Here is a 24,882-nt window from a genome sequence, read left to right as displayed (position 1 = left end):
AAACCACTCATCAATGTAAAATTTAACTCTATCGAATCAAGCCAAATGAAATAAACAAGCATGATGACATGATTGTCATGCCCTCCAATCATGACTCCAGTCACTCTGTTCAAGCAGTTTTAAATACAAATCAATATCAGAAGGCTCATCCACCTCAACCCATCCACCACTAATAGGAACGGAGGCAATAGCAACGCCTCGCTGTAATAACGCATTCAGTAAAGACGTCATATCCAATTTATCTACGCTTGTTTCATCTAGCTGCGTAACAGTATCTAGGACAGACAGCCAACCGCGTGGAGAGAATTTTAGCAACCCCATATATTGCCCCTGAATCTCTTCTAAGGTATTAGTTTTTGCACCAATGGATTGCAACTCCCCATCTTTGTGTATAAAACTTTCTGCATCACTAAAGGGATCCTCAAAACGCAATGCCCAAAGGTCATACCAACGAGTATCGTAGGTAATCGCAATATCAGCGTCGACCGACATTAATGCTTTGACCGCTTCGGAACGATAAGCAATGTCACCGTAACTAATCAGGTGGGATTCTCTTTCTAATTCAGCTGAAGCACACAGCAAGCTTCGCACCATATTTGTTTGATTCCACCTAGCATTATAGTGGCACTCTAATCCATAGGATGAGAATGAGTCAGCATGATAGCCAGTTACAAGGCTAATCTTGTCAACATTGGCATCTATTAACGCCTGCATCTGCCACTCTAACAAAGGCTTGCCAGCCAATTCAGTTAGCGTCTTAGGCTTATCATCCGTTAAAGCCCCCAGCCTAGAGCCTCTGCCTGCCGCTAATATAATCGCTTTCATTCAGTCTCCCTCAAATAACCACTTAAATAATGCTCTATTTTCGGCCATAAGCTCAGCATCTCGCTCGGGGTGCCACATCACCCCCACCCAAGGCAAGTTACGATGACAAAACGCCTCACAGCACTCTGATGTCCATGCCAATGGTTCGAGCGCGGACGCTGGCAACTTTACACCTTTTTGGTGGAAAGAATTAACGATTAACTCTGTGATCTCAGGTGCCCAAGGTAGCCGTTTGCTTCCAATCGTTATTGGATGCTGATTGGCGACATGGACATTTGGATCAAGCCGCTCAACCTGACCACCTGCAAAATACTGCATCACCTGCATTCCACGACAAACGCCTAGTACAGGCCAAGATAACGCACTGGCAGTTTCAAGCAAAGCCAACTCGGAGCTGTCCCGTAATGGATCATTACCTAAGTCATCTCCCCCACTAAGAATGAGTGCATCAATGCCCCTAGCAATCGCATATGATGCGGTATTAGCGCCCAAGTTTGGCAGAAGGACCCAGTTTGTGTGCCACCCTAAGGTTACAAATAACTTGTACCAATCCCGTGCCAACGCATCTCGATGCTCATCATAACCATTCGCAGGGCTGTTTCTAAGGGTAATACCTATCGTTCGTTGGGACATCATATGAAAGTGACAACCTTATCCCGGCAATTCAACGCAATATAACGATCACTTAATAAACGTTGAAAGAGCTGCTCACCACAACCAATTGCCGCAGGGATAGCAAACTCAGCGCAGCGAATCGCCATATGAGAGTTCGTGCCACCAAATTGCGTTATTAATCCGGCAATTCCGCGAGTAAAAATCCAGTCATATCCTGGGTCAGCGTTTTCGATACAAACAATTTTCCCCACAAGAGATTCAGATACATGGCTATCTGGCTTGAGCACGACCACCGCAGCTTCAACAATATTGTCTGTTACAAAATTTGCCATAGCCCTATGGATTGGAACAACAAACAATTCATCAGGACTTGTGATCAGATGCCCTAATTTTAGAAGACTTGCCTTTTCATAGCTTGATTTAAAAGACTGAACTTCCTCAAGTAGCACACGATCCGTATCATCAAGTATCGGCTGCACTGTTAGAGTGAGCAGACGCTCTACTGGCAAGAAAGATAAATCCTCACGCGACAAACCATTTTCAGCCCCCCATAAGTCTAAGCAAACGAGCGCATCAGACAGATCGCGAGTAAATACAAATTTCGCGTATTCCCTTCCAGCAATAGCTTTCTGTGCATAATCAAGTAACTGAGAGGCAGATAAAGCCCAGCCTTGTTGATCTATTAATTGCTGTAAACTTTCCAACTCATCATGGCACCAGGTAAATGATTTAGCCTCATCGGTCGACCAACGGACATTCTCATCAAATAAGTCTGCTCGCTCATCGTATCTTAAAGAAGTAATGTCATATGTGCCTGGGCGTAAGTGGCCAAACCTTGCTAAGAAAGACTCCCTAGACTGCTTACCTAAACATACCGCTTGGTATTGCTGGGTAAGATCTGTGAGTACGGTACGCAGTGATTGCTTCCATTCTTTAACCCTTGCCTCTGAAATAGCCCCTCGACGACAAGCCGAACGCAGTATAGATTCAGCAATAAACGCATGACGGGCAATAATCGCAAAATTGAAGGTTCCTTGCTCTCGACAGTCTAATAAGAGCTCTTGAACCGCATACAAACAAGGCGCCAGCTCATTATCTGACTGGAGACATGCCCGTTTTGCTATCCGATCGAGACTAGCACTGAGGCCAGAATCAGACTCGTTAGCGATAATGTTCTCCGTTAACACAGACAGTGAATGTCTATATTCCACTAACTCTTTAGTGGTTAGCAACCCAGGATAGCGCTTAGAAAAGTCCTCATCGAAACAAAAGTCTAGGCATGTAGAGACAACTTCAAACTCAACTTTATCGTGCAAAACACTGTTCTGAGCTAATCGCTTAATCCAAGCGTTCACTAGCTTTTCAGCAATCGTTCTGGAAATATTGGCAGGTAGAAATGAATTAAAACTGGCTCGAACATCAATATAAGGATGGTTGCCAATAGAGAGCATCAAAGGGCAATGCCGAGGGTGATGGTAACCCATATAAGCCCTTGACTCTCGCCAAACACTGTCAGTTACCAGAAAGCGGTATAGTGACGTGGCCAACAATCTGGGGTTAGCGCCAATAATTTCAGCAGGATTCCAATCAGGCATACTACCTAAAATACTCGATTGACCATAAAGGGAATGATGTGGCGACAACCGCTGAGCAAGATAACTACGGACATGCTCCAACTGCCTCGCGACCCTACGCTCCGTCACGGGATGCCAACTTTTACACAAGCTGATTCGGCGGACTTGAAGTACATATACTTGATCTTGCGTATCAACCGCAAATTCTATATCAAGGGGCACAGAGCCACATAGGTACTCTAATTCCTGAATCGCTTCTAAAACCGATCGTAGTCGATTGGACCTAATCAACGAAAGATCAGCATCACGATACACTAAAACAGTTTTTTGTACCCCGATACCACCGGTCACTGTATCCGTTTTACCACTTTCATCATCATAGTTAACAATGTAATAAGGTGAGCCTAATTGTAAATCATGCGTCATTACCACACCGCTCATTTGGATTGATTGCAGCATAGGCTGCACCAACACCTGATTATCATGGTGGCTATAACGATCGAAGGATGCGATTACTTTATCAATCGCACCTTCTAACGCTTCAGGATCGTCTGCGGCAATATCCAAACAACTTATAAAAGCTCCAGCCATAGAGTCTTGCGCATTGTCTTCACTCTGCGCGCTACTGCGCACGATGACACTGCCACCGTGCTCGAGGCCACTGATTTGGTTCAGAATCTCTAGCGGGCTTTGTCTCCATTCACTAGCAGTGAAGTAATAGAGCGGTAAAATAGTCGAACAGGTAACCTTTGCCTGCAAACGAACTAGGGTCTCGGACTTGGTACCAAAATGAAACCGCTCAGGATTTAGATTCATACTCTTCAATTCACTTTATCTATGGCTTGTATTGCCAGATGCTTTAATAACGGATGAATAATGTAATAGGCCTGAGACTGCTCATCTAAAACCGTAGGATCAGGCTCTAGGGGCTGATCAGACAGCCATTTTTGTAGCGTTAGAATTAATAAATCAGCACGGATCATGTTGTCATACAGGTAATCAACATCGATACCTGCCGGCGGCTTTGGGTAGCGTCTGCGCTCTAAAACTGGCCCAGTATCAATGCTTTCATCAAGCAACAAAGCACTGGCAGCACAATCACCGTCCTCAAGAATGTGATAATACAAAGTAGTGCTGCCTCGGAAATCTGGCAACCAGCCGGAGTGAACATGTAGCAATGGTGCCAACTGCAATATGGCTGAAGGCACCAACTGACCGCCATAGCCTGAATACACCAATAAGTCAGGCTCTAAGCTTGCTAACAAGGATTGCAGCAAAGGTGAGTTTAATTCTCTATCCGCACAGATATGAACTGGCCAAGCTTGATCACTGAGCCAGTCATCAAGGTCAACGGACAAATCTGGACAAAACAGCTCACCTGTAGCCTGCGAAAAAATCTCTCTCTTGGACTGAACGGGTGATGCCTTAGATCCATATAGAACGACGGCATCTGGACGTATACCACTATTCAGCAAGGCTTGCAGATAGGCTGAGCTTCTCGCAGTTCGGGCACACAATAGAACTAGTCTTTTATGATTCATCTATTACCCAACCTAAGCTTCAATTGATCCATCAGGCTTAATTCCTGCTGTAGAATCCAAGCCAACTGGTTTTTTTGAGTCTGCTCTAGACGATGTATTTCAGCACACAAAGTGTCGCAGAGTTTCAGTAAGCAATTTAGTAAACGGATATCCAGCTTTGACAGGCATAGGTGACATAGTGACTCAGCCAACAATAAATATAACCACATATCGTGATACCCGCTTTCCTTAATTGGCCGGTGCGGCGCTTGTGCCTGGTATTGCACAAAAAGGCGTTTACTAAACTCAAATTTCCTTACCAACAACAATACCCAAGCGTTCTCACCCTCATCGAAAAGATCACCCTGTCGCATCTTCAAACAGGTTTGCGTTAATCGCCCTTTAGTGTGCAGGTCCTCACAGGGTTCTAGCATAGCCATGGCAGAGCAAGGCAGTCCATCTAACACTGCTTTGCGGCTTTGATACCAACTTTGAACAAAGGGCTCACCAACATACTCACTGTATTGATAGCTTTGTGGGTTATCGAGTAATGGGCCATTGGCATAGGTATAATGTGGCATACGCTAGCTTACCTCTCGATAAATTTTATCTACATAATGCTCAATGTCTTCGGGATTAAAGCTGTTATGAATAACATAATCAGGTGCAACTGGCTCCACGTATGGGATATCGACACCCACTACGTTTACGATCTCGCCATTTAATGCCGCATGATACAACCCCTTATTATCACGCTCGGCTAATATATCCACCGCAACATCGACATATACTTCAATAAAACGTGAGTAGACTCGACGATTCCTTTCAGTCACTTCCGGAAACATAGAAATCACACTACAAACAACATCTATCCCTTGACGGTCAAGCCAAGCGCAAATTTGGTGCATACGCTCCGCACTGGCTCGGCGGCCACTCAGAGAATAGTCTTGAGCCTGATGCTCGCGTGCAAATACCTGTCGAATCTCATCACCATCGACAAAGACTGTGGCTGGATTACTGAGTTTCAAGCGCTGATACAACGAGCGACCTATCGTTGTTTTGCCTGCACCTGATAAGCCGACTAACCAAATGATCATTACTTTATCTCACATCGTATGTATGCATCACATCACTAAGCTTGCTCCAACTCCAGTACTCTTCTCCCCTCTGATGCACTAAGGAGTTAGAAAGAAGAGGGGAAGCTTCTTTGAAAGTAGCATACCAAGAAGTTTGCTTAGATATATAAAGTTCAGCCAAAGGCTCTTCACAGACTACGCCTTCGAAATAGAACAAATCAGTAGACTCTTTTGGACCTGAATTCGTCCGAACCCAGATGTCTTTACCACCTGAACGAACATTATCATAGAAAATAAGAAACTCATCTTTGGATAAATAACTAACATCTTTACCGGTACCCACTTGCGTAAGTTGTTCATCATTCAGACTAAATGAATAGTCAAACACGGCAACTTTACTATTTAATACCAAATCGCTCAGCTGTTGCGCGGATCGAATGGCGTAGAGAAGAGTAATACCTTTAGCAAAAAAAACATCAACATTACTCTTAATATATTCAGTAGATACTTTGATATCATATTGAGCATGCAGCATTGGAGCAAGCGTGTTGAAAAAATCAGAGATATCAACACCTCGCCATTTTACTCTGCTCAAGTCGACTTCATTCTTAAAGCCTATTATTTTTTCATTCAGCTCAGCTAAAAACTCCATTCCGTCAATACAGCCAAATAAAGTTTGCCCTAGTTCGAAAAAGCCCCCCCCTGAAATCGATAGAGCTAAAAGCTTATTATTATTAACCACCAAGTCATCTTGATGATGAATCTCTTTTTTAAAGGTATCTACACAACTTTTTTCATCGAAATTAGAAATGGCCTGTTTCATACGTTTATAGGCAACAATATCAGTTGAATAGCGTGCGTACATTAGCCATTCATAAGCTTGATCGTGTGTGCGATAATCATATACCGTCCTCTTTCCACTTACAGAATCTATACTTCCAAACTCTAAATAACTAAACGCACTCATTAAAATGGTCCTTTTTTCTCTAAAGTAGACACATACCGAAGAAGACTAGAAAGGATATCATCATATACGATTGCATATATATCACCAATATGATCGGAGTACTTCAAAAGGGACTTATAAATATCTTCCACAAAGGCATATGAACAGATCAAAACATCTTCTTTAGATAGTATAGACTCAATATATTCTAAAGACTCGATTGAGAAACCATTAAAGACTTGCCCTTTTTTATTGCTATCAGAATCGACCACAGCTAATACATTAAGAGCTTCCATCCCAAAATCACTAAACAAGTCTTCTGCTACCTGACCAGCGCCATAAACAATCACTGGAGGTAATTTCTCACAAACTTCCAACTTAGATAAATTAAAAAATCTACCTCTAAATACACAATCAAATTCAGGCATATTCTCATTAGAAAATTTTTTTATTAAATCATTTTTTGACTCAATAAAACCCAAACCATTAGTTCTCGAATCTTCTTCCAAAAGATCAAAAACTTTAATTCCTGAACTAAACCACCACTTCTTAATCAAACCATTCAACTCATCTGAAATATTATTTTCAGCCAATATCTTGGATAAAAATTTTAACGAATATCGATAATAGTAAAAATGTAAAAAATTTGCTCTGGCATAAGAATCTGCACAACACAGTAATGCAAAGCATCTTATGTCATTATTTAAGTTACTCAATGACACAAAAAATAGATTTGCTCTTTTCACTGATAGTAAGTTTAGACAAATCTCACGACTCAAATCATGAGTAGAGTTAGGATTTAAATAATAATAGTTCCAATCCGGCTGTTCATTGTCCTGTACAATATCATCTAACTTTGACAATAAGTATTTTATACTTTCACCTGGGTGATGTATCCCAGCTTTAAAACATCGATTATCACGTTCAGATTTAGTAATATTTTCGGCTTCAATTAAAGCATAATTTATACAATCTACTAGCTTATTTGGGTTGCAAGTAAACAGTCCCTCATAATTTCCAGAATTATCAGTATTACTATATGGCGTGCACAAAACAGTACTTCCACCTGTTGCTAATCCAAATAAGTGCTGCTGATACCGTCTATGGCAAAGCATAACTAAGCCAGAAGAATAATCATTGATATATGAGTCGTCTGTACTATAGAAAAAATTAGAGTAGCCTCGACCGAGCTGAACACACTCTTTTATTAATTCATGCTCTCGATCTAAATGATATGGCCGAAAAACAATCATCCTATTGGGAAAAGACTCCAATAGTATCCTAAGTGTAGGTAACACCTCATCACATACCCAATTTTCCTCTATAGCCAAGTATGAAAGATGATAAATAATTGATTGTTTTTTATGCTTAGGTAAGGAATCAACACGTTGAATAAACCGGTCTAGTTTAGGAAAACCAAATGGAATCTCTGCTAAATAAGATCTTGAGTGATTGCGAAGTTCAATTGGAAAACGATCAAAAAATCGCTCAGGAGAATAGACAGGTTGCTGAGTAATACTCAAGATATAATCAAAGCAGTAACCTGCGCCACATACCTCAATTGTTTTTAAAATTGGTATATCAACACCATGTGGCAAACCAATTTTAACAATGGAATCAGGATACTCCTCATATACGGAGAAATTAGACTCAGAAAATATTAAAACATCAAAAAAATTAAGCTTATTTTTTTCACAACTATTAAAGAAAAAAACCTCACACCCCAATGTATTGATATCAAACCAATCAGAGTCCTGATTATAATCTTCTAATTTAACAATCAAGCTGAATTTATTTTTTATATCTTTATCAAGTCGAAGACACTCCAGATAGATATCTTTAACCTGATTAGATACGGGCGAATTAAAAAAACAAAAACCAATATTCATATCTTTCAATCCACCCTAATTAAGAAGCTAATCAAACCTTTTTTCACCTACCATTTAACACCTCTAAAAATGACATCTTTGCGTATATTTGCCTTATATTTATCGGCCACAGAGAGCATCTGCCCCATAACCTCTTCTGTTAAATAATGAGGTTCAACTCCAATATCAACTAAGCCATGATAGGTTGGGTTATAGTAATGGGACTCAGCTTCTTTCCTAGGGTTCTCCATACGATTGATCGTTACATCATACCCTAACTGAGTAGCCACTTTATGTGTCAGTTCCGCTAGCTCATTGACTGAAAAAGTCTCCATAATCTGATTAAAGATCCGTAATTCAGATTTCTTTGCAGGTGTTTGTTCTGACTTATGAACACACTGTAAAGTATCCTTGATATTCAAATAGCCACGGGTTTGTCCTCCTTTACCATAGATAGTAAGGGGGTAGCCTGCAACAGCCTGGACAACAAAGCGGTTTACCACTGTGCCAAATACCTCGTCATAGTTGAACAGAGTTTTAAGCCTATCATCTATTGAAGACTCCTCAGTCACGTTTCCGTACACAGGCCCCTGCATTAAATCAGTTACCTTAAGGTCCCACATGCGTACCGCAAACCAAAGTAAATCCGTATCCATGACTTTAGTCGTATGATAAAGAGATCCCGCTTGCCGAGGAAAAAGAAACTTGTCTCTTCGCCCTTTATGCTCAATTTCTAACCAGCCTTCCTCTATATCAATATTCGGTGTGCCATACTCGCCCATTGTTCCAAGTTTAATGATGTGAGAGTCTCTGGAGTAATCACGAACAGCAAAAACGAGATTATTTGTTACTCGGAGATTATTCATCAATGTGATATCAGCATGATGATAGTCCATCAGAGAATATGGAGCCGATGGCTGCTCTGCATAATGAATAATCGTATCTGGCAGACCTGAATATTTGTGGTCAATCGCCCACTGATATTTAACGAGCCCATTGAATAGGGATCGCATATTCTCAGGATTCGCCAAGTCAGAGATAACAACCTTTATTTCTTTTCCTGTATGCTCATACCAAATTTTAGCTCGCTCTTGCAATGTTGGCACTGGATAAAGCATACCGACATCAATTTCATTACAAGCATGACGACGCATATAATTATCGACAACAGTAACGCTATAACCTCTTTGGGAGAAGTACATTGCCGTAGGCCAGCCTAAATAGCCATCTCCCCCAAGAATAAGAATATGTGAAGACATCAGATTTCCTATAAAATAAAATTGTTACTTATCAACTAAGAGAAGCTGATGCTTTTCCAAGAAATCAGCTAACTCACTCTTCGACATAGCCTTCTCTAGCTTCGAATTATATGGGCGATCAATACTATCTGATAATTTCCTAGGGTAATCGTAGCAAATATCCTCGACCACGTTACCAAACGCTGGCTTTACAGAAAAGTAGTTATCTAATTCACAGGTTCGACGAGTTTCTTCGTCACTCATAAGTTCTTCGTATAGTTTCTCACCAGGTTTAGAACCAATAACTTCAATTTTTATATCTTCAGCTTTATAACCATATAAAGAAGCCATCTTTTCAATCATGCATTCGGCGAGATCTTGAATCCTTATAATAGGCATCTTGGTGACAAACACCTCTCCACCTCTTGCTAATAAGCTGGAGTCAATCACTAACCTAGTAGCCTCTTCGATGGTCATAATGAAACGAGTCATCTCGGGATTAGTCAGAGTAACAGGGCCACCCTTTTGAATCTGTCGCTTAAAAATTGGAATGACAGAACCTCTTGAATTCAGCACGTTGCCAAATCTAGTAGAACTAAACAGTGTACTATTTTCACGATATACATTGTTTGCAGCCGTCATCAACCTCTCCCCCATCAACTTGGATGTACCCATAACGTTTGTTGGATTAACGGCTTTATCAGAGCTGGTGAAAATAACCTTTTCTACACCTGCATCGTAGGCGGCTTCAATAACATTCTGAACGCCATGTATATTTGTCTGTACAGCATCAAAAGGCGACTGTTCACAAAGAATAACATGCTTATAAGCTGCAGCATGAAAGACTATTTGGATATTTTTAAATAGGCGAATAAGTTTTTTTTGATCTCGTATATCTGCTAAAAAAAAGCTGGCATTGGAATAATTTTGATATTCTTGTTGAAGAAAAAAAATATCCGACTCGTTATTGTCAATAGCAACGAGATGCTTAACTTGATAAGTAGTTAGAAGCTGCTTAACCAGTTCGCTTCCAACAGTGCCACAGGCTCCTGTGACAAGAACAGATTTTTCTTTTAGAAAATCAATTTTATTATTCATAAAAGCACCTTAAAAAATACTAATCAAGCTATTTAAAACAGATATAAAACAAGCCTTTCCTAAATAAGCCCTGTGTAAACTGCAGTCCTCAATACATTTAATCTAATCCAGCTAGATTTTCTATAATTTACATCGTCGAAACCGATCTCAGCTAACCCATCACTAATTCGTTTAATAGAGTCCTCTAAATTAATAATCGGGTAAAAATCTGGTGCTAGAGATTTGAACTTATCGAAATTTACTTTGTATGAGCGTTTATCTGGCGCAGCATTAGGATTAATCGTTATCTCTATATCATCACCCAATACATTTTTTACGGCATAAGCTAGGTCTTTAACTTGATAATTCCAATCGTTGCTTCCAGCATTCACAACTAAACCATCTTCCCCATCACGCACACACCCCCACGCTAAAGCCCTTGCCATATCCGCTACATCTATGAGAGGCCGTAGTGGAGTTCCATCACTCAGAATTTCAATTTTTTTGTTGACCATTGCTCCGGCAACAAAATCATTAAGCACTAAATCCAAACGTAGCCTCGGACTCATTCCACACGCAGTAGCAAACCGTAAGCAAGTAACTTGAAGAGAGGCATCCGCTAATTCGAGTAACTTACTTTCAGAGTGAACCTTTGACTTAGCATAAGCGGTCAAGGGGTTTAATTCAGACGTTTCAGTACGGGCATCATTTTCAGCAAAGCCATAAACACTGCAACTAGAGGCGAAGACAAACCGACTAACTTGATTCTGCTTGCACACTTTAGCAATTTCAACAGCACAATCTTGGTTAATTACCTGTGTTAACGCTTCAAACTCATTCCCCATGGGATCATTTGAGATTGCAGCCAAGTAGACAACGGTGTCGACATTTTTTAAAAATTTGCTATCGAAACGCCTAACATCACCAAAAAATTGAGCATCAAGATAACGTTCCGGTATGGGGTCATTTGAACTTAAGCACTGGCTAAAAATAGCTAAGTCATAGCCAATAATACAGGCATCTGGCCAGTAGTCTCGGAATGCTTTAACTGCAGTGGATCCAACATATCCCATATTTCCTATAATCAGTATCTTCATGCTAATGCTCTTAAAATTGAAACCTTAAACTATTATTTTCTTATTAAATATCCTTCAGGACACATAGTAATCAAAAGTTTATTATCAATGTTTTTATCAATATAGAATTGATCATTTTTAGACAAAAACTCTTTCAAAGCCGTCATCGAGTTATCACCCTTTTTCCATGGTCGATCTTTAGGCAATAACTCTTCGGGAAGCTCTTCTATGACAGTATCAAAAACAACACAGTAACTTCCAGAAGTAACTAACTCAGAGTACAACTCTAGTTCTGTAAGTACATGCTCATGTGTATGATTACTATCTAAGAACACCATGACATTTTGATAGCCACTAGCCATGGCCTTCACTTGTTCAAAGATTTCACTTGAAATGCTAGAGCCTTCTAACATTTCAATTCGAGAGCTCATTGGATGGGCTTCAATAGCCTTCTTATTATGAGCTCTTATATCTATATCAACACCAATCACTTTACGCTTTGGTTTAGATGGATCAAGTAGCTCATTTTTTTCAACCGCTTCACACAGTTCGATTTGAGCCAAACATGAAGCACTTAAAATAAGTGATCCACCATGAGCAATCCCGGTCTCAATAATAAGATCTGGTTTTACTTTCCATATAATTTCTTGTACAGCAACAATGTCTTGAGGAAACTGGATAATCGGTCTACCTAAAAAAGAAAAATTATAGCTATATTTAGGAAGAGTAGACTTTCTGACAAAATCTTTTGCTGACTCAATTAAATCATAATCTTCTGGATATCCACCAATTCTTTCAATCACTTCTTTCTGAAAATCCATAAATCACCACCTTACTTAATTCCAACTATAAAATCTTTCTTACTATACAACCCATTACCATCATAAACTATGAGTTCTTTTGATCCAGCTCTATTTTTCTCTGCTATATCAACACAAAATTCATAAACACTCTTTGGAGTGCCAGAACAAATATTGAAAACACCGCCTTCAGACAATAACCCTAGTTTTAATATCTGTTCAGATGCTTCTTGCACACTAATAAAATCACGAACACTAAATGGATTGCTCAGGTTAAGTTCTTCTCCATTAGAGATAGATTCAAGCACCGATGTATATAACTTTCTTTTAGGCTCACCATCACCATAAACAAAGAAGACTCTACACCATATAAAACTAACTCTATCAGAAAAAAGTAACTGAGATCTTTGCCAGAGAATGTTTTTACTTTCGGCGTATATTGAACCACAATCAATAGGAGATTCTACAGATAAATAATTACCCGTAATTTTATATTCAAAGCATGATCCAAGCGCAATAACTTTCTTAACACCACTATCTTTTATATAGTCAAAAAACTTTAACGATCCGTATAAATTTCTATAATTTTCAAAAGATGTTAAATAGTCACTATCGACATACCAAGCTAAATGATAAACATCATCAATCCCTTCAACTATATCCAACCACCATGTCTCGCTCTCTTCATAGAGATCTTTGGTATATACAATTTTTACATTACTAAGATTTAAAAAAAATCCACTCTTTCTTCGCACAACAATAACTACTTCTGAATAGTATTCAGAGAGCAATGGAACCAAACTTCTACCTATAAACCCATTAGCTCCGGTCACTAAGGCACGTTTCATTTATACGAACCTCAAGCTAGGTATTGCTACCAGAAATTCAATTTTATTTTTCATCCTTGAACATATTTGATTTTTCACTTCAGTAGAAATATTCCATGGAAGTATCAATATATAATCAGGAGAACTAGAATAAAGCTCTTCAACCCCTCTCACTGGAATTTTACTTCCTGGTAAAAATTTTCCAACTTTTGACTCTGCCTTATCAAAAACCACAGGTAGAAGGCTACTATCAACACCACAGTAATTTAAAAGAGTATTTCCTTTAGCCGCTGCACCATAGCCAACGATTTCCTTGCCCTCATCTTTAACAGATTTTAAAAATTTAATTAGATCTTCTCTACATGCATCGACTTTATTTTGAAATCCTTGATAAAAATCTAGAGTTTTCATTCCAAACAATCTTTCTTTATCATGCATCTTATTGACAGACTCATCAATTTCCAATTCTAGTTCAGAGTGACAACAGTAAACACGTAGACTACCGCCATGAGTGTCTAACTCATCAACCTTAAAAACTTTTAATCCATTCGCTTCAAAAATAGACTCGACAACAAAAAGTGAAAAGTACGAGTAATGTTCATGATAAATAGTATCAAACTGTATTTTTTCCACTAAATTTAGAAAATGAGGGAACTCTACGCTAATAACACCAGCTTCATCTAATAATTCTTTTAAACCAGAGACAAAATCATTTACATCTGGTACATGAGCAAGAACATTATTAGCGACAATTAAATTTGCCTTTCTATAATCTTGACATATTTTTTTGGCATAACTCTTTGTAAAAAACTCTGTTAGCACCTCTATGCCCTTTTCTCGAGCAACACTAGCAGTACTTATAGTTGGCTCAATACCTAATGCAGGAATGGACTTATCCACAAAGTTCTTTAATAAATAGCCATCATTTGAAGCAATCTCTACAACAAAACTACTTTTAGATAAACCTAATTTAGCAATCATGCTTTCACAAAAAAGTCTTGCATGCTCAACCCAACTACTAGATGTACTTGAAAAATAAGCATAGTCTTTATTAAAAAATAAATCAGGAGTTGAACTATCATCAGTCTGAACTAGCAAACATTTTTTACAAACAACTATCTTTAAAGGAAGCACCAGCTCAAAACCATCAACCTCATCTAAATTTAAATATGAGTTTGCCGGCGGCATACATCCTAAATCTAAAAAGTCATCTAAAAATTCATTCTTACAATTTCGACATTTCAAGATCAACCCCCACAAAATTCTCATCAATTAGTTGAAAGCTTAAATCCCTGATAGATAACTTTTTAATTGGTAATGGCCATTCAATATTAATTTTAGGATCATCAACTCTTACACCTGATTCATAATCTGGCAAGTAAGGCTGATCATGCATGTATATTAAATGAGCAGACCTAATGACTTGATATCCATGAGCAATACCAGGTGGAATTAAGATTGTTTCACTTTCTTCTTCACAAAGCTTAATACTAAAATATTTAAGGTAAGTATTAGAGTTAACCCTAAGGTCAACTAGCACATCAAATATCTCCCCCTTCAAACAGGAAAGCAACTTATATTCAGAATAAGGAAACTCTTGATAATGCATCCCCCTTACACTACCAACAAAATCACTTTCAACATAATTAACTTGCTTTATACCTTTAAAATCGCCTACCCCATAGATAAAGTTTTCGTCAAAAACTTTATTGAATGTTCCTCTCTCATCTTTATACTTATTTCTAATTATTTTTTTAACGCCATTAATTGGAAGATCGATAATTTTAATCATAAAAATCCTAAGACCATTTTTTCCAAGGCGCTATTTTTTTCTCCCACAAACTTTCAAGTAAGTTTTTTTCTCTAAGGGTATCCATAGGCTGCCAAAAACCTTCATGAGTGTAATAGTTTAACTCACCTTCTTCTGAAAGCTTTTTAATAGGATCTAACTCCCAGGTAGTCTGATCCGAATCAATGTAATCAATTACATCTTTCGATAAAACAAAAAAACCACCATTAATATAAACCCCATCACCTTTTGGCTTTTCAATAAATCCAGAAACTGATCCATCGGGGTTTGTTTCAAGAGCACCATATCGACCTGGAGGCGTAACTGCTGTTACTGTAGCTTTTTTACCGTGTGAATTATGGTATTCAATTAGCTGACCAATATTGATGTCGCTTAAACCATCACCATATGTGAAACAAAAGGGTTGATCATCATCTAAATATTTTTTCACCCTTCGTAGGCGCCCTCCTGTCATACTATTTTCCCCCGTATCAACAAGAGTTACCTTCCAAGGTTCAGCATGTTCTTCATGGACTTCCATTTTATTTTCTGAGAAATCAAAGGTCACGTCTGACATATGCAAAAAGTAATTGGCAAAATATTCTTTTATTACATACCCTTTATAACCAAGACATATAATAAACTCATTTATCCCATAATAAGAATACATTTTCATTATATGCCATAGTATTGGTTTCCCTCCAATTTCAACCATTGGCTTTGGCCTTAATTGTGACTCTTCACTAATGCGAGTCCCAAATCCACCAGCTAAAATCACAGCTTTCATTGATTTTTACCGTATAAAATTGACTTTGACTTTTTATTATATCTGTAAAGATAATCTTCAGCGAACTTTAAACTAACGCCTTCTTTATAGATACTTTTCCTCGGTAACGCTTCTCCATGAATCCAATGTAAGACAGCCAAATCCTCTGGCAAAATTCCATCTTCAAAAAATTCAACCTTATCCTTAATTGAATGATAAGCCTCATTTACACATGGAAGATTTATATTAGAACAATTCATCTCCAAAATTTTCTTTTTAGAATCTGAAAGCCTCCCTATTAAATTAATAAAATCTTCTTTTTTATAATCACCCCAATCGATAATTCTTTCCAGATCCCATAGTAACCAAAACTTTAAATTCTCGTAGTCTATTGTCACTTCATCAAGAACATTACTACTAAAAATACTTTGTAATTTTTTATATTCAGTAGCAATATGAATATGATGACCAACCCAAAAACCAGGGAAAATCAAATCCGCAGCATACGAATTTAAATCATATCCATAACTTTCTATAAAGCCTCGCATTTCACCTACACTTATACGTGTTTTCGCCCCATTGGAAGCTATGTCTGAGGCTATGAGAAGCATTAAACTCTCATTCACATCAATACATTTTTTTGCAATTGATAGAATCAAAATTGAAGAACTGAAATCAGGAATAAGATAAAAGAACACATCTCCAACCTTTTCCTTTATATCCAACAAAATATCTCTTTTAACAAAACCACAATAAACCTTTCCATGATTGCTTACATTCCTTCTAAATCTAGAAAATATTGGGTACTCAAAAGAAAATTTATCTTTTAACGTTTCTATTGGATCATAATCTTTAGGTGCCATCGGCATATTTAAAGGATGATACAATCCTTTATAATCAGCCTCATCTATCAAATCGAAATGATCATATTGCCAAGATACAATATCATACCATCCCTCTCTAGATGCACGATAAATAACATCTAGAAAATCCCTTCTCAATATACATTTTTCATTTAGTACAGTTACATATTTACCTTTGGCCTCGCCAATAACAAAGTTCCAATGTGGTGTCATACTTAGAACTGATCCTGGTCGCTTATAATGAAATTTTTCTTTAGCAAAAAAACAAGAAAATCTTTCTTCATTTATCGGCATATCACCATTATCAGAAACGATCACCTCGTAATCTAAAAACTCTAAATCGTCAACAAATGAAAGAGCCTGATACAGTAAATCTTCTCGATTACGAGTAGGTATAATAATTGTAAAATAAGGATTATCAGCCAAAATCAACTCCAACATTTATTATATTTGATAGGCGTTTATCTAAAAAAACAATCATACATAAAGTTAAGTCCCTTATTCTTTCCAGATAAGAGTCTATTCACCCCAGCATTTTTAGTGTATAGATAGAAGCCTCTTACTCCATACCTTCTTGATATCCCCTTATAACGAATATCAAGAGCAAAACTTAGTGCTTTACTTTCAGACAATGAACTACTTGAAATATCAGCCAGTAGTAGTTTTACGTATCTAGAAATTTTGAGAAGTTGATTCTTATCTAGCCCATCCCCATAAATATGAGGCCAAATCAGAACTTTTAAGGCTTCTTTATCATAACTTAAGCCTAGTTTTTGATATTCACGTTCGAGAATTCGTAAATGAGAATCTTGTTGACGTGAAAAGTTTTCGGTACTTTCTTGACCTTTATGTATCCGGTAACGCATTAACTTTTTAGGTACGCATCCAACTTGCGTTTTGCTTAATAAGCGAAGCCAGCAATCATAGTCAGCTGCTCCTCGATATGCTGGATCTACTAGAATATCTTCTAACGCCACTTTAGATCTATCTAACAATACTCCAGGGTTTGCGATCACATTATAAAGCAACATATAAGCATTAATTACATCATGCTTCTCAGGAGGAAAGAAATCGAATTCTCGCTCACCAAATGCACTGTAGGCACAACTCACCATACCTAGATCGTGTTTTTTTAGATAAGCTAATTGCTCTTCTATTCGATTGCTTTCAAATAAGTCATCGGCATCAGCCAAGGCAATAAATCGAGCATCCGCTAGTTCAAATAAGCGATTTCGAGAAAAAAGAATCCCCATGTTGTGCTCATTACGGTGCAAAGATAGACGAGTATCTACTGCTGCTAACTCATTTAAAATCTCATATGTACCGTCTGTTGATGCGTCATCTAGAACTAAAATCTCTAGATTTGAGTGAGTCTGATCAAGAAGTGTTTTTAAGGTATCACGAACATACATTGAACCATTGTAAACAGGTAAGCAAACTTGAACCTTTTCGGTACTTCTATCCATTTCCATCAACTCCTTCAAGCCATCGTTGTTTTTTTTGCCATTCTTCTGACTCATTTACTCCTATCTTGATCAAGGACTCAGATATCACAGACATATACTGCTTCAATAAGGGTAATGTTTCCCTATCAAAGGATTGCCCATAAGAGACACAACGAATAAATGGATTAATGAGTCGCTCATCGTATGTAGGGGCTGTAGCATTTAATATGTCTTTGACAATTAGCGCTCGCTGTGACATTTGGAAAAGCTCATTTTTTGAGGACACACTCTTCGGGTGAACCCGATAATGCAGTAAAACTTCAGGTAATGCATAAAATTGAACGCCTTGAGAAAGAGCCCTAGCAAACAAGTCCATATCTTCCATATGTAAGTATTTGCTGCGATAGCCCAAGTGACGCATAACAGGCGTACGTCCCATAATAGAAGGATGGCAGAGTGGCGTTTTTCCCATTAGAAGTAGCGTAGCGGTATCAGAAAAAGTTCGACGGTAATGCCAAACTTCTTCTTTTTCACCGATTACGTTTACCCAAGCCCCCAAAATACCACAGTCGGTATGTTGCTCTAGATGTAGGAATTGCTTTTCTAGTCGAGCAGGATTCGATATGTCGTCAGCGTCCATGCGTGCGAAATACCTACCTTTGGCTACTTCCAGTAACTGGTTCAGAGCAGAGACTAAACCTTCACCTTTTGCTAGAAGCAACTTAACACGTGGATCTAAACTCTCATAAGCCTTAACAATTTTTACACTGTCGTCATCAGAGTGATCATCTAGAACAAGTAGCTCAAAGTCCTCATAACTTTGAGTCAAAATACTTTCGATTGCTTCAGCTAAAAAAGCCGCGCCATTTTTTACCGGCATGGCTACGGTAATCATGGGCATCACGAAAACTCCCATCTTTCAAATAAAGTGAGAGCATTAGCAACCGCATCATCCATATCAAAGTACTGGTACTGAGCTAGACGGCCAACCAACGTTAAGTTTGGAACTTGTTCGGCCTGCGCCTTCAGCTGTTTAAATATGGTTTGAGAATACTCATCAAACACGGGGTAGTAAGGCACGCTGGCAGCGGGATCATTAGGATCGTAGTCAATCGGAAACTCTTTGACGATGACCGTCTGCTCAGCACTCTGGCCACTATTAGGGATGTGCTTAAACTCAGTAATGCGTGTCATGCTCGGGTGCTGAGGATAATTAACTGTGGTCCCCTGTTGGAAGGTCTTCATGGCAAGTGTTTCAAATTCAAAACGTAGTGATCTATAAGGCAGGGCCTCATGTTCCATCGCCAATAAGTCCAAGCTCGCACTGTATATCACATCTCCCATAAACGGCTTGCCATCAAGCGTGATGGACTGGCTAAGCAAATCAATATTTAGCCGTTCTCGAAAATCCGTATCCAATTGCACATCAATCAAAGAGCTGGCTAGCATATTGCTCACCATAGCGGTGTAGCCATTTCTGGGCACGCATTGATAAGGATCGGAAAAATAACCATCCTCTTCAGAACAGACAATTGGCACTCGAGCCGTCACCGCAGGATCAATCTGTTCTGGCGTTTTGCCCCACTGTTTGGTGGTGTAGTTGATGAATACCTGCTGGTAAACCAAGTCGGCTAACTTGATCAGCTCTTCATCTTGCTCTTGACGTAGTGCCAATATCGAGACTCGAGCCCCCTCGCCAAAGCGAGTGCGTAACTTGTGGATTAGCAGTTCTGCGTACTCATTAGGGAAACAGGCGCGAATGCTCGCGAAATTAAAGGGTAAAGGAACCTGCACCTCCTGACCCGCGAGCGTTAAATTTGCCGTCACCCTATGACGGTAATCCACCCAGTCAGTGAAGTGTGATAAATACTGAAAAACCGAAGCATTATCGGTGTGGAATAAATGCGGACCATACTGATGCACTAAGATGCCAGTCGCTTCATCCATATAGTCAAAGCAATTCCCTGCGATGTGGGCACGCTTTTCAAGGACGAGGACGGTTTTGTTTAGCTGGTTGGCAAAACGTTCCGCCATTACCGCACCAGATAATCCTGCACCAACGATCACAACATCGTACACAGTTAGCTCCTAATCATTTCTTTTAATACGTCAACGCTCTCATCACGCTGCTCATATAAACGTCTATGGCGATCATCAAAATAACAGCCTTCATAAGGAGCAATATAAGACTCGAACAATTCTTTATGTCCCATATTTAAAAAATTTAACGCTGCACAAAAGCGATGATGCGCGACCCCTTGGTCCACAAGCTCTTGTGGCAGACCAAAGGATATTGCTTCTTTAACGGCTGCAATTTGATCTTCTAAACAACGAATGCGCCTTTCAGGTGAATTTTTTGTGCGCCCAATAAAGCTCGCTGAATGAATCCGGTAACGACCTAATATCTGATCAATGAAGCCAATAGAGCCCTTTGTAAACAAGGCATTCATAATATGTAGAGGATAGTCCAAGATAATTTGGCAGTTTTTGTTCACAACATTGGCAAGGTTTTCATGCGCGCGAAATGCAACCGAACTGGCATTGATATAATTACCGTAACGAATCAAATCGGAGACATCAGTAATTGGCGTCAAGTATTTAGCATTATAGAAATCTCGGGTGTACATACCCAAAGACGCACCAGTCTCATCATCAAATTTTTCGGCTTCATGAAAGGCAATTGAACACTCTGGATGAGCATCTAGGTAATTGACTAAGGCCTGCAGTTTTCCAGGTAAGGCCACATCATCACCATCCATATAGGCAATAATGTCACCTGTGGCGAGTGCAAATAAACGACGTTGTGTGCCTGCTAATCCTAGGTTTTGTGGATTCTGATAGATCGCTAAACTTGGATGCTGTCGTGCTAACTCACACATTACCTGCCAGGTCCCATCGCTAGACGCATCATCGACACAGATGACTTCATAATCGAAATCAACCTGCTGCTGCAGCACACCTTCCAAGCATTCTGCAATATAACGCTCTAGGTTATACGCTGGGATTACCACACTAAGACGCACAGACGATTCCTTTTTATAAATAGTTAGAGACGAACTTGACGAGCTAAAGTAAGAAATAAGTTAGCGCCGTCCCAAATTGGGTCAAAGCTCAATGCTTGGCCCAGTGGACTAAATTGTCGAACTTGGGAACAGCTGGCAATCAGAGTTTTGTGCTCTCTTGCTAAACCATAACACGCTACAGATTGAATATTTTCAGGTAAGAGATCTGAACATTTATTCAAATCATCGAGACAAGTCTGCCCTACCACACCCAACAAATTTTGATCGCATCCTAAAATGCTCGATGCTTCGACCACCTGAAGATTACCGCGATGGCATTCTATCCCTCCCAAAGCACACAAATACTGGCTGGCGACCAATCGCTCATTACTAGAAAAGGCGTTCACTAAATACGTATCCACGGCCTGCCAGAACTGCTGCTGTAAGGCTTTATCGGTTTGGTACCAAAATACCCATTTTGGTGACGCACAGGCTTGCTGTTGGTAAGTACTCACATCTCGCGCAAAACCTTCTGCTAGTTTGGGCAGTTGCGGTACATCCGCTTCCGTTAGATGGAGCACACTGACCGAGTAACGATCAGGGAATACCCATTCTTGGGCTTGGGCAGGCAGTACAATCTGACGAATGGACTCAATACTTTGATCACTGCCCCACAGCATGCGCAGTTGGCACCAGTGACTCAGCGTTTGTGTCCAATCAGAACGTTTGTCGTAGCTAATAAAAGCTTGCTCAGACAGCCCCGCAGCTTGTTTATCCAATGACTCTAATAAGGCAAACAACGCCTGTTGATTGTCGGTTAGTTGCTCGCTAACGCGCACTACCGTTTGGTTACCCATTAAATAGGACAATGCCCAGCTGTAGGCGAATAAGCCCTCGACATTGGACGGCGACACAATCAATACGCGCCCTACTGGGGCCAGCATGGTTTTGTCATCGTGGGCGTATTCTTGTTGCCATTGACGCAGTTGCGACTCTCGTAACCAAAAGCCCAAGGCTTTTAACGCAGCACTGTAATTTCCTGCAAGTAGCCGTTGTGACAGAGTGGTAAGAAACGCTATACGCTCACTAGAAAAGGCCGCCACAGTCGTGCGCGTCCAGTGTAGAAAGTCAGAGTTGCCAGCCCATAATCGAATATTAGAAGACATCGCTGCAACCTCGTACTTCGGTTTTCGGTAAACGCCCTAGCACTTCAAAATAACGGCCCTTGCGACCACAAGGACAATCATCTTCCCCTAACAGGCGACCAAGATCTTCGGTTAAAATCGAATGCCCTGGGTAACTGGTTGGGATAAAGGACAGCACTTGAATTAAGCCAGTCTCACCGACGTCCTGCTCAGCTAGCGTCTCTGGATCACGAATAATCACATCGGCGTAACTGGGCGCATGCAAATGACCTCGCTCACATTCCACAAACACGCTACCAATTTGTTCAACCATGCCGTAGAAATTATGGATCGCCACCTGTTCGCCAAGGGCTTGGCACACCGTGGTTTTGAAAGTGTCATTAGACACCGCTTGATCTTGCAGTTTTTTCCAACCACCAGAATGAAACAGCAAGGCTTGAGGCAACTGATTTGATCGACCTGACGCGATTAAGGGCTGAATAAAATGCTGCCAAACCATAAAGGTAAAACCAAAAATCAACACTGGTTCATCAGCATATTTTTCAATGAATTCATCAATGACTGGCCAGTTCGGTGTCATATCGGCGTTTAACGCATAAGTATGATCTCGGCCTAAAAAAGAAAGCCCCTGCACCCCCGCACCACGGGCGGAAAAGCCAGCTTTATCGCCAGTTAAGCCATCGTGATCGATAATCAACATTGGGCGACGTGCTTTACCCGTAAAAGACGATAATAGAGCGACCAGCACTTTAGACTGTAAGGCGGCCGTCTCACGATCCAACACGATGTGTGACTTTACTTGTGAGGTTGTGCCAGACGACGTCAGTGTCTTAAACACCTTGTCGGGCACGGTGCTACTTAGGCGCAGCATTTTAAATAACCGTGCGGCCACAAACGGCAGCGCATCTAACGATTCAGCAACGCCTGCTTGCAGATTTTGGCCAGCAAGCAAGTTTGCGTACGGCTGGCAATTAGCTTGATGATGCTGCGTCAGGCGGTTCAGTTGATCCAGCAACCAAGCCTGCTTTTCCGCTTTAGTAACGCCAAAGACCTCAAGGGACTTCCAATCGCTCATACTTCTATCACTCACAAACACGCCTGCTGTTTTAAAGTCGGGTAATCGACCTTGCCATTATTGGTATGGGGAATCTGTTCGAGCAGTAATAGTTGATAAAACATCGGATGGATATTGAGCTCTTTAAGGTAATCCTCAATCGTAGCCTGTTGCTGCGCATCTGCATACGCAATCACCAGTTTATCTTCTTGGCCTAAGCAGGCATTTTCTGTGACGCCAAGCTGTTTTAAGGTTTCTTCAAGATGGGCAAGACTTAAACGCTTGCCCTGCATTTTGATAAAGCGGCTTTTACGACCGGTAATATAGAAGTAACCGTCTGCATCACGCTTAGCTAGATCGCCGGTATGCAAAACAGGCTCACCCTGTCCTAAACCTAGGTCATCTCGATTTGCTGCATAACCCATCATGACATTTTCGCCTTGATAGATTAGCTCCCCTTCTTGATCAGGTTCAGTGATTTCACAACCATTTTCATCCACCAAAGATAGCTTCCCACCTGGAACGGAGATACCGATGGAGCCGAGCCTTTCTAGCAAATGCTCAGAGGGTAAATAAGAAATACGTGGTGCCGCTTCGGTCTGCCCGTACATCACATAAAAGCGTTGCTGATTGGCTTGGCAATGTTCCGCAAATGCCTGAAGTACCTCATTGCGCAGCTTACCGCCCGCTTGGGTAAAGACCTTAAGCGCCGGCAGTGACATATTAAAAAAGCGTAAACGCTGCAAGGTCTCAAAATGGAACGGCACACCAGAAAAAGACGTCACCGCATGCTCTTTCATCAAGGCCCAAAAGGCTTTATCAGTAATGCTTGTCTCAGTAACCACTAGACTCGCCCCTGCCCACAGATAGGAATTGAGAATCGACAAGCCAAACGAGTAAGTTAACGGTAATGAGGTGATGGAACGTGCTGCGCTATCAAGCTCTAAATATTCGACAATAGCAGCAGTATTGGCACCTAGATTCTGAGCAGAAAGACGCACCAATTTCGGTGAGCCAGTACTGCCTGACGTGGACAGTAGCAGACGCAAATCGTCATGCGCTTTCTGTCCTACACTCAAAGGCGTCAGCGCTGAGACCTGATTGCTGTGTAACAGGAAATTGGGCTGATACTCCGTGTACTGCTCAAGCTGAGCGGCATCGCTTAATAAGACCATCGGTGCTCGCGCCATCAGACACGCCAGATAATCGACAATGGCGGCAACACTATTGTCCATCACCAAGGCCACCAATTGATGGGCAGCTAATTGACTCGCCACTTGCTCGGCTTGCTGAACCAGTTGCCCATAAGACACGGTTTGCTGAGCATCGATCAGGGCAATGCCAGTGTGTTGTTTGATTCGTTCAATAAGCTGCAT

At 40.2% G+C, this 24,882-nt stretch carries 24 protein-coding genes; all 24 read right to left on the bottom strand.

Going from position 1 to position 24,882, the window contains the following annotated elements; genetic code table 11:
• Positions 1 to 75 precede the first annotated feature (75 nt).
• Genes ACOSVP_RS00730 through ACOSVP_RS00615 form a run of 24 tightly spaced genes read right to left on the bottom strand, consistent with a single transcriptional unit; the run spans position 76 to position 24,882 of the window.
• Positions 76 to 825: a phosphocholine cytidylyltransferase family protein gene (locus tag ACOSVP_RS00730; RefSeq protein ID WP_487345600.1), complete on the bottom strand. Its 750-nt coding sequence runs from the start codon at positions 823 to 825 to the stop codon at positions 76 to 78.
• Positions 826 to 1,461: a gamma-glutamyl-gamma-aminobutyrate hydrolase family protein gene (locus ACOSVP_RS00725; protein WP_487345599.1), complete on the bottom strand. Its 636-nt coding sequence runs from the start codon at positions 1,459 to 1,461 to the stop codon at positions 826 to 828.
• Positions 1,458 to 3,830: a PEP-utilizing enzyme gene (locus ACOSVP_RS00720; protein WP_487345598.1), complete on the bottom strand. Its 2,373-nt coding sequence runs from the start codon at positions 3,828 to 3,830 to the stop codon at positions 1,458 to 1,460. Before ACOSVP_RS00720 ends, ACOSVP_RS00725 begins: the two co-directional genes overlap by 4 nt.
• A 5-nt stretch (positions 3,831 to 3,835) precedes the next feature.
• Positions 3,836 to 4,555 carry a formyltransferase family protein gene (locus tag ACOSVP_RS00715; protein WP_487345597.1) on the bottom strand — a complete coding sequence of 240 codons (720 nt, stop codon included), beginning with the start codon at positions 4,553 to 4,555 and terminating at the stop codon, positions 3,836 to 3,838.
• Positions 4,552 to 5,115: a hypothetical protein gene (locus tag ACOSVP_RS00710; protein ID WP_487345596.1), complete on the bottom strand. Its 564-nt coding sequence runs from the start codon at positions 5,113 to 5,115 to the stop codon at positions 4,552 to 4,554. The genes ACOSVP_RS00715 and ACOSVP_RS00710 overlap by 4 nt, the downstream gene beginning before the upstream one ends.
• Positions 5,116 to 5,118: 3 nt before the next feature.
• Complete coding sequence (locus ACOSVP_RS00705; RefSeq protein ID WP_487345595.1) at positions 5,119 to 5,631, bottom strand: adenylyl-sulfate kinase; 513 nt, start codon at positions 5,629 to 5,631, stop codon at positions 5,119 to 5,121.
• Positions 5,632 to 5,635: 4 nt separating this feature from the next.
• Positions 5,636 to 6,577, bottom strand: coding sequence for a hypothetical protein (locus tag ACOSVP_RS00700; protein ID WP_487345594.1), 942 nt, complete (start codon positions 6,575 to 6,577; stop codon positions 5,636 to 5,638).
• Positions 6,577 to 8,445, bottom strand: coding sequence for a nucleoside-diphosphate sugar epimerase/dehydratase (locus ACOSVP_RS00695; RefSeq protein WP_487345593.1), 1,869 nt, complete (start codon positions 8,443 to 8,445; stop codon positions 6,577 to 6,579). The genes ACOSVP_RS00700 and ACOSVP_RS00695 overlap by 1 nt, the downstream gene beginning before the upstream one ends.
• Positions 8,446 to 8,492: 47 nt before the next feature.
• The gene (locus ACOSVP_RS00690; protein ID WP_487345592.1) at positions 8,493 to 9,683 is read right to left on the bottom strand and encodes an NAD-dependent epimerase/dehydratase family protein; all 1,191 of its coding nucleotides are present in this window, start codon (positions 9,681 to 9,683) and stop codon (positions 8,493 to 8,495) included.
• Positions 9,684 to 9,707: 24 nt separating this feature from the next.
• The gene (locus ACOSVP_RS00685; RefSeq protein ID WP_487345591.1) at positions 9,708 to 10,760 is read right to left on the bottom strand and encodes an SDR family NAD(P)-dependent oxidoreductase; all 1,053 of its coding nucleotides are present in this window, start codon (positions 10,758 to 10,760) and stop codon (positions 9,708 to 9,710) included.
• 59 nt (positions 10,761 to 10,819) lie between these two features.
• Positions 10,820 to 11,836, bottom strand: coding sequence for an NAD-dependent epimerase/dehydratase family protein (locus ACOSVP_RS00680; protein ID WP_487345590.1), 1,017 nt, complete (start codon positions 11,834 to 11,836; stop codon positions 10,820 to 10,822).
• 32 nt (positions 11,837 to 11,868) lie between these two features.
• On the bottom strand, positions 11,869 to 12,636 hold the full coding sequence (locus tag ACOSVP_RS00675) for a cephalosporin hydroxylase family protein (protein ID WP_487345589.1): 768 nt from the start codon (positions 12,634 to 12,636) through the stop codon (positions 11,869 to 11,871).
• An 11-nt stretch (positions 12,637 to 12,647) separates the two neighbouring features.
• The gene (locus ACOSVP_RS00670; protein WP_487345588.1) at positions 12,648 to 13,463 is read right to left on the bottom strand and encodes an NAD-dependent epimerase/dehydratase family protein; all 816 of its coding nucleotides are present in this window, start codon (positions 13,461 to 13,463) and stop codon (positions 12,648 to 12,650) included.
• Positions 13,464 to 14,630 (bottom strand): class I SAM-dependent methyltransferase, encoded by a 1,167-nt coding sequence (locus ACOSVP_RS00665; protein ID WP_487345587.1) that lies wholly within the window; start codon positions 14,628 to 14,630, stop codon positions 13,464 to 13,466.
• A 37-nt stretch (positions 14,631 to 14,667) separates the two neighbouring features.
• On the bottom strand, positions 14,668 to 15,234 hold the full coding sequence (locus tag ACOSVP_RS00660) for a dTDP-4-dehydrorhamnose 3,5-epimerase family protein (protein WP_487345586.1): 567 nt from the start codon (positions 15,232 to 15,234) through the stop codon (positions 14,668 to 14,670).
• Between the two features lie 7 nt (positions 15,235 to 15,241).
• Positions 15,242 to 16,018 (bottom strand): glucose-1-phosphate cytidylyltransferase, encoded by a 777-nt coding sequence (gene rfbF, locus ACOSVP_RS00655; RefSeq protein WP_487345585.1) that lies wholly within the window; start codon positions 16,016 to 16,018, stop codon positions 15,242 to 15,244.
• A complete protein-coding gene (locus tag ACOSVP_RS00650; protein ID WP_487345584.1) occupies positions 16,015 to 17,286 on the bottom strand; it encodes a glycosyltransferase in 1,272 nt (423 codons plus the stop codon). The genes rfbF and ACOSVP_RS00650 overlap by 4 nt, the downstream gene beginning before the upstream one ends.
• A 35-nt stretch (positions 17,287 to 17,321) precedes the next feature.
• A complete protein-coding gene (locus ACOSVP_RS00645) occupies positions 17,322 to 18,380 on the bottom strand; it encodes a glycosyltransferase family 2 protein (protein WP_487345583.1) in 1,059 nt (352 codons plus the stop codon).
• The gene (locus tag ACOSVP_RS00640) at positions 18,319 to 19,206 is read right to left on the bottom strand and encodes a glycosyltransferase family 2 protein (protein ID WP_487345582.1); all 888 of its coding nucleotides are present in this window, start codon (positions 19,204 to 19,206) and stop codon (positions 18,319 to 18,321) included. The genes ACOSVP_RS00645 and ACOSVP_RS00640 overlap by 62 nt, the downstream gene beginning before the upstream one ends.
• Positions 19,206 to 20,384, bottom strand: a complete 1,179-nt coding sequence (gene glf / locus ACOSVP_RS00635; protein WP_487345581.1) for a UDP-galactopyranose mutase — start codon at positions 20,382 to 20,384, stop codon at positions 19,206 to 19,208. Before glf ends, ACOSVP_RS00640 begins: the two co-directional genes overlap by 1 nt.
• A 2-nt stretch (positions 20,385 to 20,386) precedes the next feature.
• A complete protein-coding gene (locus ACOSVP_RS00630; protein ID WP_487345580.1) occupies positions 20,387 to 21,328 on the bottom strand; it encodes a glycosyltransferase family 2 protein in 942 nt (313 codons plus the stop codon).
• Positions 21,329 to 21,351: 23 nt separating this feature from the next.
• On the bottom strand, positions 21,352 to 22,473 hold the full coding sequence (locus ACOSVP_RS00625) for an acyl-CoA reductase (protein WP_487345579.1): 1,122 nt from the start codon (positions 22,471 to 22,473) through the stop codon (positions 21,352 to 21,354).
• Positions 22,463 to 23,542: a LuxE/PaaK family acyltransferase gene (locus ACOSVP_RS00620; RefSeq protein ID WP_487345578.1), complete on the bottom strand. Its 1,080-nt coding sequence runs from the start codon at positions 23,540 to 23,542 to the stop codon at positions 22,463 to 22,465. Before ACOSVP_RS00620 ends, ACOSVP_RS00625 begins: the two co-directional genes overlap by 11 nt.
• Complete coding sequence (locus tag ACOSVP_RS00615) at positions 23,539 to 24,882, bottom strand: AMP-binding protein (RefSeq protein WP_487345577.1); 1,344 nt, start codon at positions 24,880 to 24,882, stop codon at positions 23,539 to 23,541. The genes ACOSVP_RS00620 and ACOSVP_RS00615 overlap by 4 nt, the downstream gene beginning before the upstream one ends.

The sequence above is a fragment of the Marinomonas sp. HM11-D genome (assembly GCF_057626615.1).
This window is presented reverse-complemented; position numbering and strand designations above follow the sequence as displayed.

Coding starts and splice junctions, on each gene's coding strand:
- ACOSVP_RS00645 (WP_487345583.1), bottom strand. CDS start 18,380: ATGAGTCAGAAGAATGGCAAAAAAAACAACGATGGCTTGAAGGAGTTG.
- ACOSVP_RS00685 (WP_487345591.1), bottom strand. CDS start 10,760: ATGAATAATAAAATTGATTTTCTAAAAGAAAAATCTGTTCTTGTCACA.
- ACOSVP_RS00730 (WP_487345600.1), bottom strand. CDS start 825: ATGAAAGCGATTATATTAGCGGCAGGCAGAGGCTCTAGGCTGGGGGCT.
- ACOSVP_RS00720 (WP_487345598.1), bottom strand. CDS start 3,830: ATGAATCTAAATCCTGAGCGGTTTCATTTTGGTACCAAGTCCGAGACC.
- ACOSVP_RS00625 (WP_487345579.1), bottom strand. CDS start 22,473: ATGTCTTCTAATATTCGATTATGGGCTGGCAACTCTGACTTTCTACAC.
- ACOSVP_RS00640 (WP_487345582.1), bottom strand. CDS start 19,206: ATGCCCATGATTACCGTAGCCATGCCGGTAAAAAATGGCGCGGCTTTT.
- ACOSVP_RS00690 (WP_487345592.1), bottom strand. CDS start 9,683: ATGTCTTCACATATTCTTATTCTTGGGGGAGATGGCTATTTAGGCTGG.
- ACOSVP_RS00700 (WP_487345594.1), bottom strand. CDS start 6,577: ATGAGTGCGTTTAGTTATTTAGAGTTTGGAAGTATAGATTCTGTAAGT.
- ACOSVP_RS00615 (WP_487345577.1), bottom strand. CDS start 24,882: ATGCAGCTTATTGAACGAATCAAACAACACACTGGCATTGCCCTGATC.
- ACOSVP_RS00675 (WP_487345589.1), bottom strand. CDS start 12,636: ATGGATTTTCAGAAAGAAGTGATTGAAAGAATTGGTGGATATCCAGAA.
- ACOSVP_RS00710 (WP_487345596.1), bottom strand. CDS start 5,115: ATGCCACATTATACCTATGCCAATGGCCCATTACTCGATAACCCACAA.
- ACOSVP_RS00680 (WP_487345590.1), bottom strand. CDS start 11,836: ATGAAGATACTGATTATAGGAAATATGGGATATGTTGGATCCACTGCA.
- ACOSVP_RS00715 (WP_487345597.1), bottom strand. CDS start 4,555: ATGAATCATAAAAGACTAGTTCTATTGTGTGCCCGAACTGCGAGAAGC.
- rfbF (WP_487345585.1), bottom strand. CDS start 16,018: ATGAAAGCTGTGATTTTAGCTGGTGGATTTGGGACTCGCATTAGTGAA.
- ACOSVP_RS00665 (WP_487345587.1), bottom strand. CDS start 14,630: ATGCCGCCGGCAAACTCATATTTAAATTTAGATGAGGTTGATGGTTTT.
- ACOSVP_RS00725 (WP_487345599.1), bottom strand. CDS start 1,461: ATGATGTCCCAACGAACGATAGGTATTACCCTTAGAAACAGCCCTGCG.
- ACOSVP_RS00705 (WP_487345595.1), bottom strand. CDS start 5,631: ATGATCATTTGGTTAGTCGGCTTATCAGGTGCAGGCAAAACAACGATA.
- ACOSVP_RS00660 (WP_487345586.1), bottom strand. CDS start 15,234: ATGATTAAAATTATCGATCTTCCAATTAATGGCGTTAAAAAAATAATT.
- ACOSVP_RS00695 (WP_487345593.1), bottom strand. CDS start 8,445: ATGAATATTGGTTTTTGTTTTTTTAATTCGCCCGTATCTAATCAGGTT.
- ACOSVP_RS00670 (WP_487345588.1), bottom strand. CDS start 13,463: ATGAAACGTGCCTTAGTGACCGGAGCTAATGGGTTTATAGGTAGAAGT.